This window comes from Streptomyces sp. 1222.5 (assembly GCF_900105245.1).
GTDB lineage: Bacteria > Actinomycetota > Actinomycetes > Streptomycetales > Streptomycetaceae > Streptomyces > Streptomyces albidocamelliae.
The window spans coordinates 8,525,985-8,544,502 of record NZ_FNSZ01000001.1 but is presented as its reverse complement, the minus strand read 5'-3'; the positions used below and the strand labels follow the sequence as shown (position 1 = coordinate 8,544,502).

General features: G+C 70.2%; 14 protein-coding genes. 7 read left to right on the top strand and 7 right to left on the bottom strand.

The genetic code is table 11. The annotated features are described in order from the left end of the window. Both BLW57_RS38945 and BLW57_RS38940 read right to left on the bottom strand, forming a co-directional pair. Positions 1-2,076: a tetratricopeptide repeat protein gene (locus tag BLW57_RS38945; RefSeq protein ID WP_101376912.1), complete on the bottom strand. Its 2,076-nt coding sequence runs from the start codon at positions 2,074-2,076 to the stop codon at positions 1-3. A 17-nt stretch (positions 2,077-2,093) separates the two neighbouring features. Then, positions 2,094-3,311 (bottom strand): hypothetical protein, encoded by a 1,218-nt coding sequence (locus BLW57_RS38940; protein WP_143051655.1) that lies wholly within the window; start codon positions 3,309-3,311, stop codon positions 2,094-2,096. A 1,716-nt stretch (positions 3,312-5,027) separates the two neighbouring features. Between BLW57_RS38940 and BLW57_RS38935 the strand changes: the two genes are divergently transcribed. Both BLW57_RS38935 and BLW57_RS38930 read left to right on the top strand, forming a co-directional pair. Beyond that, the gene (locus tag BLW57_RS38935; RefSeq protein WP_256339761.1) at positions 5,028-6,236 is read left to right on the top strand and encodes a L,D-transpeptidase; all 1,209 of its coding nucleotides are present in this window, start codon (positions 5,028-5,030) and stop codon (positions 6,234-6,236) included. A gap of 513 nt (positions 6,237-6,749) precedes the next feature. Continuing rightward, positions 6,750-7,043, top strand: coding sequence for a hypothetical protein (locus BLW57_RS38930; protein ID WP_093480332.1), 294 nt, complete (start codon positions 6,750-6,752; stop codon positions 7,041-7,043). A 126-nt stretch (positions 7,044-7,169) separates the two neighbouring features. On the opposite strand, the gene BLW57_RS38925 is transcribed toward BLW57_RS38930, so the two are convergent. The 3 genes from BLW57_RS38925 to BLW57_RS38915 all read right to left on the bottom strand — a co-directional run bounded on the left by BLW57_RS38925 (position 7,170) and on the right by BLW57_RS38915 (position 11,098). Then, a complete protein-coding gene (locus tag BLW57_RS38925; RefSeq protein WP_093480331.1) occupies positions 7,170-8,060 on the bottom strand; it encodes a glycoside hydrolase family 19 protein in 891 nt (296 codons plus the stop codon). A gap of 1,080 nt (positions 8,061-9,140) precedes the next feature. Further along, a complete protein-coding gene (locus BLW57_RS38920) occupies positions 9,141-9,806 on the bottom strand; it encodes a TetR/AcrR family transcriptional regulator (RefSeq protein ID WP_218138128.1) in 666 nt (221 codons plus the stop codon). Further along, positions 9,803-11,098, bottom strand: a complete 1,296-nt coding sequence (locus BLW57_RS38915; protein ID WP_093480330.1) for a PucR family transcriptional regulator — start codon at positions 11,096-11,098, stop codon at positions 9,803-9,805. The genes BLW57_RS38920 and BLW57_RS38915 overlap by 4 nt, the downstream gene beginning before the upstream one ends. A gap of 188 nt (positions 11,099-11,286) precedes the next feature. Here BLW57_RS38915 and BLW57_RS38910 point away from each other — a divergent pair, with 188 nt between their 5' ends. Genes BLW57_RS38910 through BLW57_RS38890 form a run of 5 tightly spaced genes read left to right on the top strand, consistent with a single transcriptional unit; the run spans position 11,287 to position 16,163 of the window. Next, on the top strand, positions 11,287-12,045 hold the full coding sequence (locus BLW57_RS38910; protein WP_256339760.1) for an ABC transporter ATP-binding protein: 759 nt from the start codon (positions 11,287-11,289) through the stop codon (positions 12,043-12,045). After that, a complete protein-coding gene (locus tag BLW57_RS38905) occupies positions 12,042-12,848 on the top strand; it encodes an ABC transporter ATP-binding protein (RefSeq protein WP_093480328.1) in 807 nt (268 codons plus the stop codon). Before BLW57_RS38910 ends, BLW57_RS38905 begins: the two co-directional genes overlap by 4 nt. A gap of 5 nt (positions 12,849-12,853) precedes the next feature. Next, on the top strand, positions 12,854-13,735 hold the full coding sequence (locus tag BLW57_RS38900; RefSeq protein WP_093481147.1) for a branched-chain amino acid ABC transporter permease: 882 nt from the start codon (positions 12,854-12,856) through the stop codon (positions 13,733-13,735). After that, positions 13,732-14,880 (top strand): branched-chain amino acid ABC transporter permease, encoded by a 1,149-nt coding sequence (locus BLW57_RS38895; protein ID WP_093480327.1) that lies wholly within the window; start codon positions 13,732-13,734, stop codon positions 14,878-14,880. The genes BLW57_RS38900 and BLW57_RS38895 overlap by 4 nt, the downstream gene beginning before the upstream one ends. Before the next feature lie 5 nt (positions 14,881-14,885). Then, a complete protein-coding gene (locus tag BLW57_RS38890; RefSeq protein WP_093480326.1) occupies positions 14,886-16,163 on the top strand; it encodes an ABC transporter substrate-binding protein in 1,278 nt (425 codons plus the stop codon). Positions 16,164-16,269: 106 nt separating this feature from the next. On the opposite strand, the gene BLW57_RS38885 is transcribed toward BLW57_RS38890, so the two are convergent. Both BLW57_RS38885 and BLW57_RS38880 read right to left on the bottom strand, forming a co-directional pair. Then, entirely contained in the window at positions 16,270-17,886 is a 1,617-nt protein-coding gene (locus tag BLW57_RS38885) for a sodium/solute symporter (RefSeq protein WP_093480325.1), read from the bottom strand. Continuing rightward, on the bottom strand, positions 17,883-18,419 hold the full coding sequence (locus tag BLW57_RS38880; RefSeq protein WP_093480324.1) for a DUF485 domain-containing protein: 537 nt from the start codon (positions 18,417-18,419) through the stop codon (positions 17,883-17,885). Before BLW57_RS38880 ends, BLW57_RS38885 begins: the two co-directional genes overlap by 4 nt. Positions 18,420-18,518 lie beyond the last annotated feature (99 nt).

The window sequence follows — 18,518 nt, the reverse complement described above, 5'->3', positions numbered from 1 at the left end:
CTACTGGGCGCCCCCTCCGCCGCACAGCTCGCGTTGCCGCCGTAGTTCGGCGACATCGGCGTCGGGCAGGGTGAGGGCGCGGTCGAAGTCTTCGAGTGCGCTCTCCGTTCGGCCGTCGGCCAGGTGGGCGAGACCGCGGTTGAGCAGGAGGTCGGGATCGTCACCGACGACCTCGAGCGCCACGGAGAGGTCCGCCACGGCTCTGCCGGGCTGTTCCTGCCGGTAGTGGACGACGGCGCGGTTGACGAGCGCGGCCGGATACCGGGGGTCCTTGCGCAGGGCACCGTCGAAGGCGAGAAGGGCGACGTCGAGCGCGCCGCGTTCCAGGAGGACCGTGCCCTTCAGGCAGAGCAGCTGCACCTCGTCGGGGTGCCGGGCCAGACCGGTGTCGGTGTCCGCTTCGGCTCCGTCGAGATCACCTGCCTCCAGCAGCAACTCCGCCCGCGCGACACGCGTTTCGAGGTCGTCGGGCTCCATCTCCAGGACGCGGGTGAAGTCGTCCAGGGCACCCTTGTGATCACCGTTCTGCGCCCGCGCCGTGCCCCGGTTGTAGTAAAGCTCCGGGAAGGGGGGCGCGAGGCGTACGGCGCGGTCGTAGTCGGCCAGGGCGGCGTCGAGGTCGCCGCGGTCACGTTCGATCCTGGCGCGTTCCGAGAGGTAGTCCGTGTAGTACGGATCGAGGTCGACGAGGCGGGAGTAGTCGGCGTGGGCCTCGTCGGGGCGGCCCAGGGCGACGAGGAGGCGGGCCCGGTTGTAGAGCAGCTGGGAGCGGTGCAGGACCCAGCGGTCGTCCTCCAGTCGGCCGTCGAGGCGGCTTATGCAGGACTCCACCAGTTCCAGGGCCCGGTGCCGGTTGCCGCGGTGCATCTCCACGAGGGCGAGGCCGTTGTCGTGGAAGACGCTGTAGGTGAGGCGTTCGGCCGGGTCGGGCAGGATGCCGGCGATGGCGACCGCGTTGTGCTGCCACTGGACGGCCAGCTCGTGGTTACGCGGTCGCAGGAAGCGCGTGTGCAACATGGCGACGGCGTAGCTGGTCATCATGTGGATCTTCGGGTCGGTGAAGCGGCGCAGCAGGTCCTGGTACAGCTCCATGGACTGTTCCAGGCGGCCGATCGGGATGCAGGCGGCCGCCGCCTCTCGGGTGAACTCCCAGTAGTCGTGCTCGTGTTCGCGTGGGTCGCTCAGGCCGCGGCCGCGCAGGCCGAGGTCGACGACGGCGGCGGAGAACCCCTTGGCCACCGCGTGGCGCTGTGCGGCCAGCAGGGCGGCCCGTCCCGAGCCGGACGGATCGCTGCCGTGCTCCCGGTGGTGGGTGAGCGCACTCATGCGGGCACCCCAGGTGGCGACCTCCTCCAGAGCGTCGGCGCGCCGGTCGTGGAGCAGTGCGACCGCCCGCGGATCCGCCTGCTGGTAGGCGCGGACCAGCGCGGGGTCGTCGTCGGTGCAGTCGCCGTCGACGTAGGCGGCCACCCGTTCGGCGTCGGTTCGGTGGACCGGGGTACGCCCGCCGTCACGGGGGGCCGGGAGCGTGACCGCGTCGCCGAGTGCGGCGTCCAACTCCTCGGTCAGCGTGCCGGTGTTGGCCGCGACCACGATCCGCAGGACGCGCGCGTCGGCCCGGCGCACCAGCAGTGCGAGCAACTCCCTCGTGGTCGCCTCCGCAGCGTGGACCTCGTCGAACGCGACCTCCAGGGGTACGGCGGGCTCGTCGGCCGGGGTCCCGTCGGTCTGGAGGCGCTGGGCGTACTCGAGGAGGAAGGTGACGATTCCCTGGTTCATGGCGCGGATCCAGCCGGCGCCGAAGAAGCGTGTCCGTTCCTCGTGGGGCGCGTCGTCGGCCAGGGTCCGCGGTGGCGGCCCGATGATCTCCGCCAGCTCGGGCATGCCGTAGAGGAGGGCCACACGATGCTCGTCCACGAGGTCGGGCCAGCGAAGTCGGGCCTCGGGCAGGATGGCACGCAGCACGGTGTCCACGCCAGTGTAGGGACCGCGCAGCCGTTGGTGGCAGCGGACCACGAGTGCCTTGCCGGTGTGCGTCGCGACGGTGCGGAGGCGGTCCTCACGCCTCTCGCCCACGATCCTTAGATGGCGCGTCATGAGAGTTCGACCTCCGGGGACGACGACGAGTGGGTGGGCCCCGGCTTGCTGTTCCGGCGTTTCCTTCGGGACAGCACCACGAGAGCGACGATCTGGGCGATGTTCATGCACAGGGAGAGCACGGCGTCCCAGAAGGCCGGGTCCAGTTCACCGGAGCCGATCGCTCGTGCGGCGATGCTGCCGTACTGGACGGTCACCGGGACGCTGACGAAGATCGTGACGGCCGCGAGTGCGCCATAGCCAAGCACGATGAAGGGGCCGTAGAAGGTGCCGACGCGGCGGTCCCGGGCGGTCCACTGCTCCTCGTCGACGAGGCGTTCCGGGCGGTTCATCAGGCGCCACAACCGGTTCTTCAGCAACGTCATGGCCGCGTCGTGCAGATCGTGGCAGTTCCAGGCGGTGGCGGCCACGTAGTAGAGGTCGGTGCGCAGATAGAGCTGGAACTGCCAGAGCATCCGGACGCCGACGGTGAATGCCAGGGCAAGGCAGAGCCGGCCGATGAAGGAAAATGTTCCGTCCGGATGACGGGTCACCTCGGCGACGAGTCCGAAAGCACCGAAAACGACTCCGTCGCACACGATCCCGGCGAGAAACGGAAGATAGCGTTTCGCTCGCGGAACGCTCAGGAGTCCATTGATCTGGGTTTCGGCGACGATATACGTCAGACGATTGCTCAGACTCAATCGCGTGGGCAGACCGAGACGGCGGCCGGCGAGTATGTGGAAACCCTCGTGGACGAGGAGAAGCGGCACCTGTCCGAGGGTGATGACGAGCTGGACCACCAGCAGCGAGTGCACGAAGAAGACCTGTGAGGGACGGGGGGCCAGGTCCGTGTGGACAGCCGCCGCCCACGCCCACCCCGCGACGACGACGGCGTACAGGCACCAGGCCACCGGGGAGAACACGGCGCGTCCGAGCCCGCGCAGGCGTACCGGGGCCGACGCGGTGGTGGGATGCCGGCCGCCGTCCTCGCGTACGAAGCCCAGGTCGTGCAGGGTCTCGACGAAGTCGTCGAGGTCCACCTCCTCGTCGAAGGTGGTCTCGTACCAGTCCGCGGCGGCGGTCAGCGGCATGCCCTCCGTCAGCTGTTTCAGCAGTTCCGCCCCGTCGGCCGGGAAGACCGCGTAGGACCCGGTGTCCAAACGGCCGACCACGACGTCGTCGCCTTCGCGTACGAAGCTCAATTCGTGGAACACAAGACCGTCAGCGGTCACACGCCCTCCTCAGGACCCGGAGCCCGGCCGTGCTCGGGCGCGCCGACCAGCGGCGCACCCGAGCACGAACCGGTACCAGCGGCAGGCGAATCGTTACGCCTGGACGGAGTACGGGCACTGACAGGCGGCGGACGTCAGACGCACATCGCCGGTGCGGCGCACCGCAATCTTCTTGGTGCCGGCCTTCTTGCTCATGGCGACAGTCGACTTCACAGCAGGTCCCTTCTCAGCGGGATGTGCAACCGACCGGCGGTCGGCGGCATCAAAGCTGGGGCAGGCGCACACCGGGGTCAAGGCTCCTTTTCCGCCACGGGGTCATGTGCAAATCCATCCCTGCCTGAAAGTCGCCGGGAAAGCGATTTCCGCACGGTGAGACGGAGGGGAAATTCGCGGCCCGGTCAGGAATCCGTCGCGGGCATGCCGCGGACATCGTTGCCAGATGGCCCGGGAACGGCGTTTCCGCACTTCCGGCCCCCGCGGCCGACGCTACGGATTCCGGAGGACGCCAGGACGATGATCAGAAGTGGAACTCTCCGCACCACATTCCGTTTCTCGTGAAATACCGCCGCAATACTTCGCGCCCAGCCAAGAGGAAGCAAAAGGCGGAGTGCGCGGTGGTGCGACTTTCGGGGTGTGCTCTGTGCAATCCCGGCGAGGACAGACCGGCGCCCGATTTGCTGAAAGTTGAACCGCATGTCAGGACGGTGATCCCCCCACCTCCGCTTCAGGACCGGCCCGCCACCTTCGCCGGACGTCCCGCGAGGTCCGGGACACGGGATCGGGGCGGCGCACACGCCGACCTCCGTGCCGCACCTTCCGGCGCGGGTGCGGTACACCGGGATACGCACCTGCGTCCGTCGGCGTCAGGTACCCCGCCGCACGGCGAGCTTGGCGGCCATGCGCGAGGGGCGGGCGCCCCGGGCGGCGGCCGGTCCCGATCGACGCCCGGATCAAGCCCTCACCAGCCGTAGCCCTCTGACTCCACACCGGCGCGAGGGATCACGACCGGCCGCCCATGTCCCCCGCCCGCCGCCACCGAACCCCGGAGGCCATGGCCGGCTTCGCAGCCGGAACGCCGCACACGGGCGTGCCCCTTCGGCGCGGGCAGCATCACCCGCGTCTCGAAAGCGCCATTGAGCCGTCGCGGCGCGCCGCTCGCCGACGAGAACGCGCCAACCTCCTCGGCTCCGCCTGCCTCCCCGTACGGTCGGGGTCGCACCTTGTCCGCATTGACCGAAGAGCCTCACGGTCTGCGGCAGACCGTCGGTGCCCCCGTGAACCGGCACAGACGCCCGGCCGGGACGGATGGGCTGTCGTGATGCCACCGTGCCCCTCACCGGCACCGTCGGCGGCTCCGGCATGGCCACGCTCCTACTCGCCGACGTATACCCGGCGAGGTGACAGGGACCTGGGGCAACAGGTGCCACGGCGCGGCGGACCGGGTCTCCCCCGGCGCCGGGGCGAGGCGGCGCGCGAGGGGTGCGACCTGCGGGTTCGGCGCTGTGGTGATCGTGGAGCCGTGACACACCACGGCTGGGGGCAACGCGCTCGAAAACATGCGTGGCCTGCACCACAATTTGCCCTTTTCCGGATAGATGCAGCGCTATATATGGTTATGGAGCCAGGACCGTTCGTCCGGCGATCAGCTCGGGCACACAAAGACCATGGACACGGGAGAAGCGTTTGCTCACGGCACGTAAACGACACGCCGGGCTGGTGACTCTGGCCGGCGCACTCGGCGGCGTACTCGCAGTTACGGCCCTCGGCGGCACCAGCAGCGCTGCGACCAGCAGCAACGACGCCGGCAGCGATCCCAAGCCGTCGGCGCAGGCGCAGGTGGATCCCGCCCAGGACGCATCCGATGCCCGAATAACGATCACGCCCGGCGAGGGTGCCCACCGCGTCGGGATCACGGACCCGGTAGGGGTCACCGTCAGCAAGGGCAAGCTCGCCAAGGTGACCATGACGGCAGTCGCGACCGGTGCCGAGGTTGCGGGCACCCGTTCCGCCGACGGCACGTCCTGGAAGCCGAACGGGCCGCTGCAGCGGGCCACCAAATACCAGATCGCCGCGAAGGCCGTGGATGCCAAGGGGCGCTCCGCAGCCGGGAACGCCACGATCACCACGGTCTCCCCGGCCAACGACTTCATCGGGCACCTCTCCCCCACCAACGGCTCGACCGTCGGAGTGGGCATGCCGGTGACGGTCAGCTTCGACAGGGCGATCACCGACAAGGCCGCCGTGCAGTCCGAGATCCAGGTCAGTTCCAGCAGCGGACAGCAGGTGGTCGGGCACTGGTTCAACGACAATCGCCTGGACTTCCGCCCCCAGACCTACTGGAGGGCCGGCTCCACCGTGACCGTGAAGCTCACCCGCCTCGGTCTCCAGAAAACGGTCACCTTCAAGGTCGGCCGGAGCCAGATCAGCACCGTCGACGCCAAGACGAAGCAGATGAGCGTCGTGCGGGACGGCAAGACGATCAAGACCATCCCGATCTCGTCCGGCAGTCGCGAGCACCCGACGTACAACGGCCGGATGGTCATCTCCGAGAAGTTCCGGCAGATCCGTATGAACGGCGCGACCGTCGGCCTCACGGAGAAGGACGGGAAGCCCTCCTACGACATCGAAGCCGTGCCGCACGCCATGCGCCTGACGGACTCGGGCACCTTCATCCACGGCAACTACTGGGGCGCCAACTCGGTCTTCGGCAAGCTGAACACCAGCCACGGCTGCGTGGGTCTGAAGGACGTCAGGGGTGGAGGCGACCGGAAGCAGCCCGCCGCGTGGTTCTTCGACAACTCGATGATCGGCGATGTCGTCATCATCAAGAACTCCCAGGACAAGACCACCCTGTCCCCGGACAACGGCCTCAGCGACTGGAACATGCCGTGGAGCGCGTGGGTCGCGGGCAGCGCGACCCGCTGACCCAGGCCACTCCCCCTGGCGGGTCCGCTGAGTCGTCGTCGTTGCGAGCGGCTGTCAGTGCAGGATGCTGACAGGCCGCGCGACCGCCATGAGCACCGCCCGTGGCTTATAGTCTGCGGCGAGAAAGCTGCGGCGCGAGAGCTCGTGTCGACGACGGGGGGTCTCATGATCTTCAGCCATGGACGGGCCGCGGCCACAGCCGCTCTGACACTCGCAGCCTGCGCCGGCCTCGTGGCCTGCGACGACGGCTCTGGCTCGGCAGCGAGCCCGAGCGTCCTGCCCACGGTTGCCCCAGGTGCGTCGGTATCCGCGACGTCCGCGGCCTCGCCCACGCCGACGAAGTCGCGGCCGCTCACCGGTTCCACCGGTCCGAGCGTGGTGGCGAGGACGCCCTCGGCCCCCGCCACCAAGGCGGGGGCCGAGGCCTCTCGACCGACGGCAGCGCCGAGCGTCGCTGCCGCCGTCGCCGCCCCGTGCGAGAACCTGCCGGCCCCCGCAGACGTGAAGCTGGCAGTGACCCAGGCCTGGGAGCACGCCAAGGGGGTCGGCCACATCCAGCCGAAGCCGGGCAACTTCTACTACGGCAGCTGCGGCACCACGCGGTACGCGGCCGTCCGCTTCGAAGCCGGTGCCGGCGCGGTGGGCGAAGACCGGGTCCAACTCCAGGACGAAGGATCGGGCCTGCAGTTCTTCCGCCGCACTCCCGGCGCCGGATGGGGGTTCGTCGGCTCCGACGCGTATCCGGCCACCGACGACTGCTCCCGCTTCGCACCCGCCGACCTCGCACGCGCGTGGAACTGCTCCTGAGCGAGTCCTGTCGCGTTCCGAAGGTTTGAACCCTGGTGCGAAGCCGCTCGCCCCCAGAGGAGAACCTCGCCCCGCGAGGGGCGCTGCTCCGGCTGGAGGGCCGCAGGGGCGGCGGCGTGTACGCGATCAGCAGTACAGGTTGCCGCCGGGTGACGTCCCGAGGATCTGGGCGAACCGCTGGTAGGCGTCCACGCGGCTCTGGACCTGTGCCGGGTTCTTGCCGTCGCACTCGAGCGAGCCGTTGATGCTGCGGATCGTCTGGCCGAAGCCGGCGCCGTTGACCATGGCGTTGTGGGGCGTCATCGTGCCGGGCCCGGTCTGGGTGTTCCAGTACCAGAGCGCCGTCTTCCAGGCCACGGCCGCGTCGTTCTGCACCAGCCACGGGTTGTTGAGGAGGTCGATGCCGAGGGCGTCGCCCGCGGCTTTGTAGTTGAAGTTCCAGCTGAGCTGGATGGGGCCACGTCCGTAGTAGGCCGACTGTCCGGCCGGGCAGCCGTACGGCCGGCTCCAGTCGCAGTAGTGCGGATAGTTGGCGGTGTTCTGCTCCACCACGTACACCAGACCACCGGTCTCGTGACTGACGTTGGCGAGGAAGGCCGCGGCCTCCTGCTTCTTGACCGCGTCGCTCCCGGTGTTCGCGAAGGCGGGGTAGGCGCTGAGAGCCGCGGTGAGGCCGCTGTACGTGTAGAAGGAGTTCCGGTTCGGGAACATCTGGTTGAACTGCGCCTCGCTCACCACGAAGGTGCCGACGGGGGTCCCGGAACCGCTGTCGCAGCCGTACGGCTCCCAGAACCAGGTGCTGATGATCGGGTCGTAGCCGGGGTTGTCGTGTTCGGCGATGTAGGCCTTGCCGTCGGAATAGCGCACGATGTCGCCGGTCCTGTACTGCCTTCCGGCGACCCAGCTCGGGTAGCTGGAACACTCGGCGGCCGACGCGGTGGCGGCCGGCAGCAGGACGGGCACGGTGCTTCCCAGGACGAGTGCTGTGACCACGGCGGAGAGGCGGCGTTTCGACACAGGGTCAACTCCTTTGCGGAGCACGGCCGCACCGGTCGGGGGGCAGCGCGGAGCCGGGGCTCGTGGAAACGTGCCGATCGGACCGGCGACTGCGTGGGCGCGGCCGTGGTGGGGGGTGTGGAAGCACACTCAACCGCTTTGGTCTGTACCAGTCAAGGGTGTAGACCAGTCACCCGCTCCGCTCGACGTGCGCTCGGCCGCCCGGCCACCGCGCTCCGGTATTCAACAACCCATTCGGCAAAGTTACTTGCCCCACTTTTCCTCCTGCGGATGAGTACCCGTGCGATGCCCCCCGTTGGCCCCAGTAGGACCGAAAGGGGCGCTTGATGGACTACTGCAGCCCGTGCAGCCGCACGCTCAACGGCGCTGTGACCTGCCCGGAGTGTGGGGCCTACGACCCCGGCGTGGCACAGCCGAGCGGTCGGAGTGACGGTGCTCCGGCCGTCGAAACCACACTGCCGGGGCCCTACTTGGTCGACGGGTCGAACTCCCCCGGGTCGCCCCCTCCCGGATCACCGACTGTCTCGAAAGACCTGCCGGCCGACCGGTGCGACCGTCAAGCGCTCCTGAAGAGGTACGCCTTCCGGTCACTCGCCGCGGCCGCCTTCACCCTCCTCGGAGGGCTGGGCACCGCCACGGTGTTTTCCCAGTCGACGGCCCCCCGGGCAGCCTCGATCCCGGACCAAGGGTCCACGGACGAGCCCGGGGTCCGTGTTCCCGATCCACAGGCTTCACCGGAGCGTGCCAGCACACACCCGGCCCGGAAGGGCGTCCGGGACAGTCGCGGTGACGATGTCCGGCGTCCACTGCCGGCGACTCGCGGTCCTGTGCCGACCTCTCGGCCTCCCGCCCGCGCCACCGCCCCCGCATCTCCCCCCGCGAAGGCGACGCCGAGCCCACGAGCCTCCAGCAGCCGCCGCCCCAGTTCGCCTCCGCGGACGGCAGCCCCTTCCACGAGGCCCTCCACCAGCCCTTCCGCAAGTCCTTCCGGCAGTACCAGCACCTCTCCCACCAGTGGTGGCTCGCCCAGCAGCACAGGTGAGGCCAGTGGTGGCTGACGCACCGCCGGCTCCGGCGGCCTCAGCCGGCCCGTGCGGACAGATGGATCAGGATGCCGCACACTTCGTCCACGATCTCCCGGGCCTCCGTCTCGTCCCCGCAGTCGCCCAGCTCACGTGCCGCCCCGCCGATGACGGTCGTCAGCACGCTCACTCGGACGCGGCCGGCGCGTCGCCGCTCGTCCACCTCCAGCAGCCGGGCATTGCGCCGTACCCATGCGCGGTCCCACTGCCGGCGCAGCGCGTCGAAACCGGCGGGGCCGTCGTCGTCCGCGAAGAGCCTGCCCAGCTTCCGGTTGTCCCAGGCGCCCTCCAGGTACGCCCTGGCTCCCGCCACGAAGAGGGCGACGGGGTCGGCCGTACCACCGCTGCGTTCGGCGGCCAGCGTGGCCGCGGTCCGGTGCTCCTGTTCCTCCCGGAACTCCTCCCACAGGGTGAGGTAGAGCCCTCGCTTTCCGCCGTAGTGCTGGAAGAGTGTGCCTACCGGGATGCCGGAGCGCGCCGCGATCTCGGTGAGGCCGGCGTCGGTGTAACCACGCTCGGTGAACACATCCAAGGCGGCGTCCAGCAGCGCGTGCCGCGTCGACCGGTCCTGCCCTGCGGCCCCCTCCGGCAGGTCCGAACTCCCCCGACCGCCCGGCAGTCGACGTGCGGCCTCGGTCCCCGCGGACTCCATGATCCCGCTCACTGGCACTCCTCACTCTCCCCGTCCCCGTCACGGATGGCGAGGGCGACCAGCAGTTCCAGCAGGTCGGCGATCCGGCGCGGATTGCGGCCGGTGCGTTCCTCGATCCGACGCAGCCGGTAGTGCGCCGTGTTGTGGTGCACCCGCAGCCGGCCGGCGGCCAGCCGCAGGTTGAGGTCCGCCTCCGCGAAGGCCCTGATGGTGGTGGCCAGTGTGTCGCCGCGTTCGCGGTCCTCCTCCAGGAGCGCCCGCACGCGGGGATCGACCAGTTGACGCGCGAGGTCGTCGGCGCGCAGAGCCAGGTAGTCGAAGGGGGACAGTCGCGGCAGTGCCGCCACTCCGCCCGCGCTCGGCACCAGGTCGAGGGCGGCCCGCGCCTCCTCGTAGGCCCGGGGCAGTTCGGCGGCACCCCGGGCGACCGTGCTGATGCCCATGCAGAGCATGGTGCCCTGGCGCGCGAGCCGCTGCTGCACGGCCTCGAAGTGGGCGCATATGTCGTCCGCGTCCATGCCGGCCCGGAGCACGGGTACGGCCACCACCTCGCCGTGGCGCACGACGACCAGCGTCCGGCCGGCCCAGGGCCCCGCGACACTGATCGACGCGCTGGTGGCATACCCGTTCTCGGCCGAGGCGTGGTCGCCCGTGCGTGTGTCCCCCACGCACACCGCCACGACCGCCATCATCGGCGAGCGCGGTCCGAGGCCGTACGCCTGGGCCGCGGCCAGGAGCGGACCGCGCGTCGGTGCCACGCCCGCCAGGAGCTGGTCCAGGAGGTCCCTGCGTTCCCGGTCCGCGTCCGCCACCACATGCTGCTGGTACTCGACGTAGGCCTGCGCGGCATGGGTGCTGGCGTAGTCGACGTAGCGCATCAACGGTGTGACGAGCGACAGAGCGGCCTGCTGGGCCTCGGCTGACGTACCCGCGCAGTCGAGCAACGCGTCCCACATCACCTGCCGGCCGACGCGGAAGGCGCTGATCCAGTCCTCCAGGGCGAACCCCGCGCGGGCCCGGCGCATGGCTGCCGCGCGGCTGAAGACCAGGTCCTCGGCAGCGATGTCGCGGTCACCGGCGAGCGCCGCCAACTGCATCCGGTAGTGCTCCAGCACCTGCTCGCGGACGTCGTCGAAGAACCGTTCGTCCTGCAACGCGTACGACGGGATCTCCGCGCGCATCACCTCGACGGCGGCCTCCGCCACCTCCTCGACCCGGTCGTGGACGGCGTGCAGGATCCGCCACCGCTCCCGCAGGAGCGGCTCGGAGAGTTCAGGGGGGCCCAGGGCGGGACCACGAGGCATGGCGCCGATCGTCGTCGCCCGACTCGTGCCGCGTCAACAGGCTCGGGGTGAGACATCTCCCGGGTCCTGTGCGCGGCGCACAGTTCGGCGACCGGGAAGTTGGGTGCTCGCACCCAATGTGCGCCTGGAGAGCCCCCACCTACTGTGACGCTCGCCCAACTCCCAGCACCTCGGAAGGGGCGTCACTCATGCTCGCTGTCGACGGTATCACCGTGCGCTTCGGCGGGATCACGGCACTGGACGGTGTCGGGTTCACCGTCGAGCCGGGCACCGCCGTGGGGCTCATCGGGCCGAACGGAGCCGGCAAGACCACGTTGTTCAACTGCCTCACCAGGCGCTGCACTCCCGTCGGCGGCGAGGCGCGATTCGAGGACGAGGACCTGCTGGCCTTCGCTCCGTACGCCGTGGCCCGGCGTGGCATCGCCCGCACCTTTCAGAACCTGGGTCTGTTCCCGCGGCTCACGGTCCGGGAGAACGTCATGGTCGGCGCCCACAGCCGGGGGCGCACCGGACACCTCGCCGCGGCGCTCCGGCTGCCCCGCGTACGGCGGGAGGAGAGGGAACTGCGTGACCAGGCAGACGACTTGCTGCATCGGCTCGGTCTGGCGGACATCGCGGAGCATCCGGCCTCGGGACTGCCGTTCGGCACACTCAAGCGGGTCGAACTCGCGCGGGCGCTCGCCGTACGGCCCCGGCTGCTGTTGCTCGACGAACCCGTCAACGGCCTCAGCCACGGTGAGGTCGGACAATTCGCGGATCTGGTCCGGTCGGTGCGCCGGGAGTTCGACCTCACGCTCGTGGTGGTCGAACACCACATGGGGTTCGTGATGGACCTGTGCGACAAGGTGGTCTGCCTCGATTTCGGCCGCAAGATCGCCGAAGGGCCGCCGGAGGCGATCCAGCGCGACCCGGCGGTCGTCGAGGCGTACCTGGGGGTCGCCGCATGAGCGCGCGGACCGTCGAACCCGCCGAGTCCCGGGCGGGCGCGCAGCCGGACTTCCTGAAGGTCAGCGGTCTGCACGCCGGATACGGCCAGGCCCGCGTGTTGCAGGGCCTGGACTTCTCCGTCGCCCGTGGCGAGGTGTGCGCGATCCTCGGACCGAACGGCGCGGGCAAGACCACGATGCTGCGGGCGCTGTGCGGAATGGTCCGCGGCCGCGGTTCGGTCTCCCTGAACGGCACCGAGCTGCTGGGCCGCTCGCCCGAGCAGGCCGCCAGGCTCGGCGTGGCGCATGTCCCCGAGGGCCGGGGCACCTTCAACGACCTGACCGTCGAGGAGAACCTGCGCATCGGCGCCCACCTGCGCACCGGTTCCCGGTGGCGAGGCCGCGCCGAACGCGCGGCCGTGGCGGCCGACCTGGATCGGATCTACGGCCACTTCCCCAGACTGCGCCAGCGGTCGCGGCAGGCGGCCGGCAGCCTCAGCGGCGGGGAGCAGCAGATGCTCGCCGTCGGCCGGGCGCTGATGCTGCGACCCGTGCTGCTGATCCTCGACGAGCCGTCCCTCGGGCTCGCGCCGCTGGTCACCCGGGAGCTGTTCGAGATCGTCCGTGCCGTCAACGAGGAGGAACGCACCACCGTGGTCGTCGTCGAGCAGAACGCCCAGCTCGCGCTGGACATCGCGCACCAGGCGCACGTACTGGAGGCCGGCCGCCTGGTGCTGTCCGGACCGGCCGCACGGATCCGCGAGGACGGGCAGGTCGCCGAGGTGTACCTCGGTGTCTCCGTCCGTGCGCGGAAGGCGGGGTGAGCGCGGTGACCGATCTTCTCCAGCAAGTGGTGGAAGGGCTCGGCTCCGGTGCCGTGTACGCCAGCCTCGCGCTGGCCCTGGTGCTGATCCACCGGTTCACGGGGATCGTCAACTTCGCGCAGGGCGAGCTGGCCATGCTCTCGACGTACGTCGCCTGGCAGCTGGTCGCGTCCGGGATGCCGTTCTGGCTGGCGCTGCCGGCGACCCTCGCGGTGTCCTTCGCCGGCGGCATGCTGGTCGAGCGGATCGTGATCCGCCCCGTGCGGGGTGCGCCCGAGCTGACGGTGGTCATCGTCACGGTCGGTCTGTTCGTCTTCGTCAACGCGCTGGCCGGCCTGGTGTGGTCGTTCACGGTGAAGGACTTCCCGCAGCCGTTCCCCGACGGCGGGCTCGATCTGGCGGGGGTGCGTCTGGACTGGTCGACGCTCGGGATCCTCGGCGTGGTGGCCGTCGTGATGGGACTGCTGTACGTGCTGTTCCAGCACACCTCCGTCGGCTTGGTGATGCGGGCGGTCGCCTGCAACCCGGCCTCCGCCCGGCTGTCGGGCATCCGGGTGGGCCGGGTGCTGATGCTCGGCTGGGGGCTGGCCGCGACGGTCGGCGCGGTGTCGGGCGTGCTCGTCGCCCCGGTGCTGTTCCTGGAGCCCAACATGATGGGCGGGGTGCTGATCTACGCGTTCGCCGCGGCCACCCTCGGTGGTTTCGACAGTCCCGTCGGTGCGGTCGTCGGCGGCCTGTTCGTGGGCGTCGCCGAGACACTGACCGGGGCGTACGTCGACGTGGTCGGTGCCGATCTGAAGGTGGGCGTCCCCTTGGTGATCATTCTGGCGGTACTGCTGGTGCGGCCCGAGGGCCTGTTCGGACGGGCGGCGGTGGAGCGGGCATGAGCACGATCACAGGGGCACTCGGCACCGAACGGGCCCGGCGGCTGCGGGCCGCGCTCACCACACTGGTCGTGGCGGCGGTCGTCGTCTACGCGCCGTTCTACCTCGCCCCCTTCCAGGTCTTCCAGCTGACCATGGTGCTCCTGTACGCCGTGGCGCTGGCCGGCTTGAACCTGCTGGTCGGTTTCGGCGGGCAGATCTCGCTCGGGCACGGCGCCTTCTTCGCTGCGGGGGCCTACACGGCGGCGGTCATGCTCGACCGCTACGGCACCGGCCACCTGGCCACGCTGCCGGTGGCGGCCGCCGGATGCTTCCTGCTGGGCCTCGGGTTCGGCGTACCCGCCCTGCGACTGCGCGGGCTGCACCTGGCCCTGGTCACCCTGTCGTTCGCGGTGTTCCTGCCGCCCCTGCTCAAGCGGCTCGAACCGGTGACGGGCGGTTCCATGGGCCTGACGGTGGACAAGATGCGGCCGCCCGCATGGAGCGGGCTGGCCGAGGACCAGTGGACGTACTTCGTCGTCCTGGCCGTCGCCGCGGTGGCCCTGCTGCTCGCCCGCAACCTGCTGGCGTCCCGGGTCGGCCGGGCACTGCGCGCCGTGCGGGACGACGAGAGCGCCGCCGAGGTCATGGGCGTGCGGTTGTCGCTGCACAAGACCCTGGCCTTCGCGTGGAGCTCGATGTTCGCGGGGATCGCAGGGTGTCTGTACACGTGGGTGATCGGCTTCGTCTCGCCCGACTCCTTCAGCTTCGTGCTGTCCATCACCCTGCTCGCCGGTCTGGTGGTCGGGGGGCTCGGTTCGCTGTACGGGCCCCTGCTGGGCGGAGCGTTCGTGATGTACGTGCCGAGCGTCTCACAGGACATCAGCGAGGCGGCACCGGGCGTGGTGTTCGGGTTGTTGATCATCACGGTGATGTTCGTGGCCCCGACCGGGCTGGCCGGTCTGCCGGTTCGTGTCCTGAGCGCTGTCACCCGTCGTCCGCTCCGCACCGCCGGCCCGCTCGACGGGACGCCGGAGGCCGCCCCCGCGACGGAGGCGGAACCGAGGTCCCGGGCCGGATCCGCACCCTCCGCGCCCCTTCCCACCGCGGATCCCTCAGTTGTCGACGCCGAAACCGTGGGCGCTCCGCCCCGCACGGAAAAGGAATGAATCACATGCGCAAGACGACCGCTCTGCGGGCGGCCGCGGCCGCGACCGCCGCCCTGCTCACCGTGACCGCCTGCAGCAGCCGCCGGGACAAGGCGGACCAGGACACCGCCGTCGACGGTGCCTGCAAGGGTCAGCAGACCACCGGCATCACCGACAACGCGATCAAACTGGGCGGGATCTACCCGCTGTCAGGACCCGCCTCCGCGTACGGCACGATCAGCAAGGGGGTCGGTGCCTACTTCGAGTATGTCAACGACAAGGGCGGCATAGACGGCCGCAAGGTGCGGTTCATCGTCCGGGACGACGGCTACCAGCCGCCCAAGGCGGTCGAGGAGGCCCGCAGACTCGTCGAGCAGGAGAAGGTCTTCGCCGTCTTCCAGACGCTGGGCACCCCGTCCACGGCGGCCGTGTGGGACTACCTCGACAAGCAGAAGGTGCCGCAGCCCTTCGTCGCCACGGGTGCCTCCGTCTGGGGCACGGACGACAGGCATCCCTGGACCATCGGGTGGCAGCCCAACTACGTGGCCGAGGCCCGGGTGTACGCCAAGTACCTCAAGGACACCAAGCCGAAGGCCAAGGTGGCCGTCCTCTATCAGAACGACGACTTCGGCAAGGACCTGCTCGGCGGGTTCGAGAAGGCGGTCGCCGGCAGCGGTGTGAAGGTGGTCGCCACGGAGAGCTACGAGGTGACCGACCCGTCCGTGTCGGCACCGATGGCGAGCCTGTCCCGCTCAAGGGCGGACGTGCTGCTGGACGTCACCACCCCCAAGTTCGGCAGCCAGGCCCTCGCCGCCGACGCCAGGAACACCGGGTGGAACCCGCTGCACATCGTGAACAACGTGGCGTCGTCCGCCGCGGTGCTCAAGCCCGTCGGCTTCAAGAACGTGCAAGGCGTGGTCTCCGCGACCTACTTCAAGGACCCCGCCGATCCGCAGTGGGCTGACGACCCCGACGTCAAGACGTACAAGGAGGCGCTGCACAAGTACGCCCCCGACACCGACCCGGACAACCAGTTCAACGCCTACGGCTGGGCCGTCGCGTCCAGCCTGCACAAGGCGCTGGACTCGATGAAGTGCCCGACCAGGGAAGGGCTGCGGGACGCGGTGCGGAAGCTGAAGGACGTCCGGGTGGGGATGCTGCTGCCCGGCGTCACCATGTCCACCGGCCACGGTGACGCCTTCCCGCTGGAGACGATGCAGCTCATGCGGTTCAAGGGCGAGCGGTGGCAGCTGTTCGGCAAGCCGGTGGACACCCGCGAGGAGTTCGGCCCGCTGACGAAGTGAGCCGGCGGCGCGGTCCCCTGAGTGCCGGGTCCGCCGGTGCTCAGGGGCGGGCGGCCCACGGCGGCGGCTCCGAGGCCGCCTGCGTGGCCCGCCCGCACCGCTGTGGTCATTCGGCCGCGGCGAGCAGCCGTGCCTCGCTCTCCTCGTACAGGCGCCGGCTCTCGTGGCTGTCGGCGGCGCGGCGCCGGTGCTCCAGACGGCTGCCCAGCCAGCCCGCCAGATAGCCGAACGGGACGGAGACGAGTCCGGTGGACTGCATGGGGAACCAGTGGAAGTCCGCGTGCGGGAAGACCGCGGCCGGCGTGCCGGAGACGGCCTTGGAGAAGGCCATCAGCACCAGCGTGCAGGTCGCGCCGCCGTACAGGCTGGCGAGCAGGCCCGTGCGCGTGAAGCCGCGCCAGAACAGTGAGTACGTCAGCGCGGGGGCCACGGCCGACGCCCCGATGCAGATGGCCAGCGTGGTCAGCACGGCGACGTCCCAGTTCTGGACCAGGACGGAGAGCGCGATGGCAGCGATGCCCACGGCCACGCTCGTCCACGCGGCAACCGTCATCTCCGTACGGGGCGCGGCCCGTCCCCGCCGCACGGCGTGCGCGAACAGGTCGTGGGCGAGCGACGAGGCCGCGGCCAGGGTCATTCCGGCGACCGAGGAGAGCAGAGTGATGAACACCGTGCCCGCCATGGCCGCGTAGAGAACCGTGGTGCCCACGGAGCCGGGGCCGTCGCCGAGCGCCCGGGACAGCATGAGCACCGACGCCCGTCCGTGCGGGTCGGCCGCGGTGATGAACCGCGAACCCACCAGCGCCGCCGCGCCCGTACCCATGATGATCACCAGCAGGCAGAACGTGGTGACCGTACCGACCGCCCACGACATGGAGCGACGAACGGCCGGCACGTCCCGTGCGGAGTACAGACGCATCGTGATGTGAGGCAGGCAGGCTGCGCCGAGGATCACGGTGATCTGGAGACTGGCGAAGTCCAGCCGGTCGACGGCCGAGGTACCCAGTTGAAGGCCCTGATGGAAGAAGGCGGGGCCCGCTCCGCTGCCGCGCCTGGCGGCCTGGAGCACCGCGTCGGGGCTCCAGTCGAAGCGGTTCAGGACGAGGACGGCGACGGCCGCGCTGGTGCCGAGCAGAAGCACGATCTTGATCATCTGGATGAGCGCGGTTCCCTTGATGCCGCCGAGGGCCGCGTAGATGATCATCAGGCTGCCGACGAGGACGATGCACGTCGTCCTGGCGCCGGCCACATGCGGGAGGCCCAGGATGAAGGTGAGCAGTGATCCGGCTCCGGAGAGTTGGACGACCAGGAAGGGAAGGGTCGCGCTGAGCGTCACCGCGCAGGAGGCGATACGGGTCGCACGCCCGGGCATGTTGCGGGCCAGGACGTCGCCCATGGTGAAACTGCCGACGTTGCGCAGCGGTTCGGCCAGCAGGAACATCAGCAGCACCAGCGAGAGGGCGGTGCTGACCGCCAGGACGTAACCGTCGTATCCGGCGAGCGCGATGATGCCGGTGGTGCTCAGCACCGTGGCCGCCGAGATGTAGTCGCCCGCGATCGCCAGGCCGTTCTTGAGTGGCGTGAGCGTGCGGTAGCCGGTGTAGAAGTCCGTCAGGTCGTCGCGGTCCGAGCCCGCCAGCACGCACATCAACAGGGTGAGGGTCACCAGGGCGGTGAAGAGGACCAGGACGACGGTCTGCGTCCCCGTGCCGAAGTCGTTCATCTCGCCGCCCCGCCTTCCAGGTCCGTCCGGGGGACCGCCCGCTCTCGCACGGCGCGCGCGAGCGGGTCCACGGAGCGTTCGGCGCTGCGGCCGTACCAGAGGACCGCCGCGAAGGTGACGACGAGCTGGAGGACCCCCAGGGCCATGCCCAGGCTCAGATCACCGGTGATCTCGGCCCCCATCAGGTCCGGCGCCCAGCAGGACAGCAGGACGTACACCACGAAGGAACCGAGCGCGGTGAGCGTGGAGACGCGGCGGAGCACGCGGTAGGCGGACCGCAGGGCGTCGAGGTCGCCACCGTGCCGGTCCGTCCCGGACGCGGACGGCCGGTTCCGGGGCGTCTGCCCGTACGGGTCGGGCCAGTATGCGTCGTATGCATACGAGTTGTCCTGCGGAACGCCGGGTCCGTACGGCGCCTGCCGCCCGGGGGACCCGCCCCAGGGGGCATGGGCAGGGGGCTCGGCCTGCGGCTGCTCCCATCCCGGCCGCGCCGGGGGTGGGTACGGATACGGGCTGTCGTCGGGAAATGTCATCGCAAGGCCTTCCGGTGCGGCTCGGGTGCGTGGGAGGTCGGCGGTGAAGCTCGCTGTGTGACGGCGCACGATACCGACTGGTTGGAATGCCTGATAAGG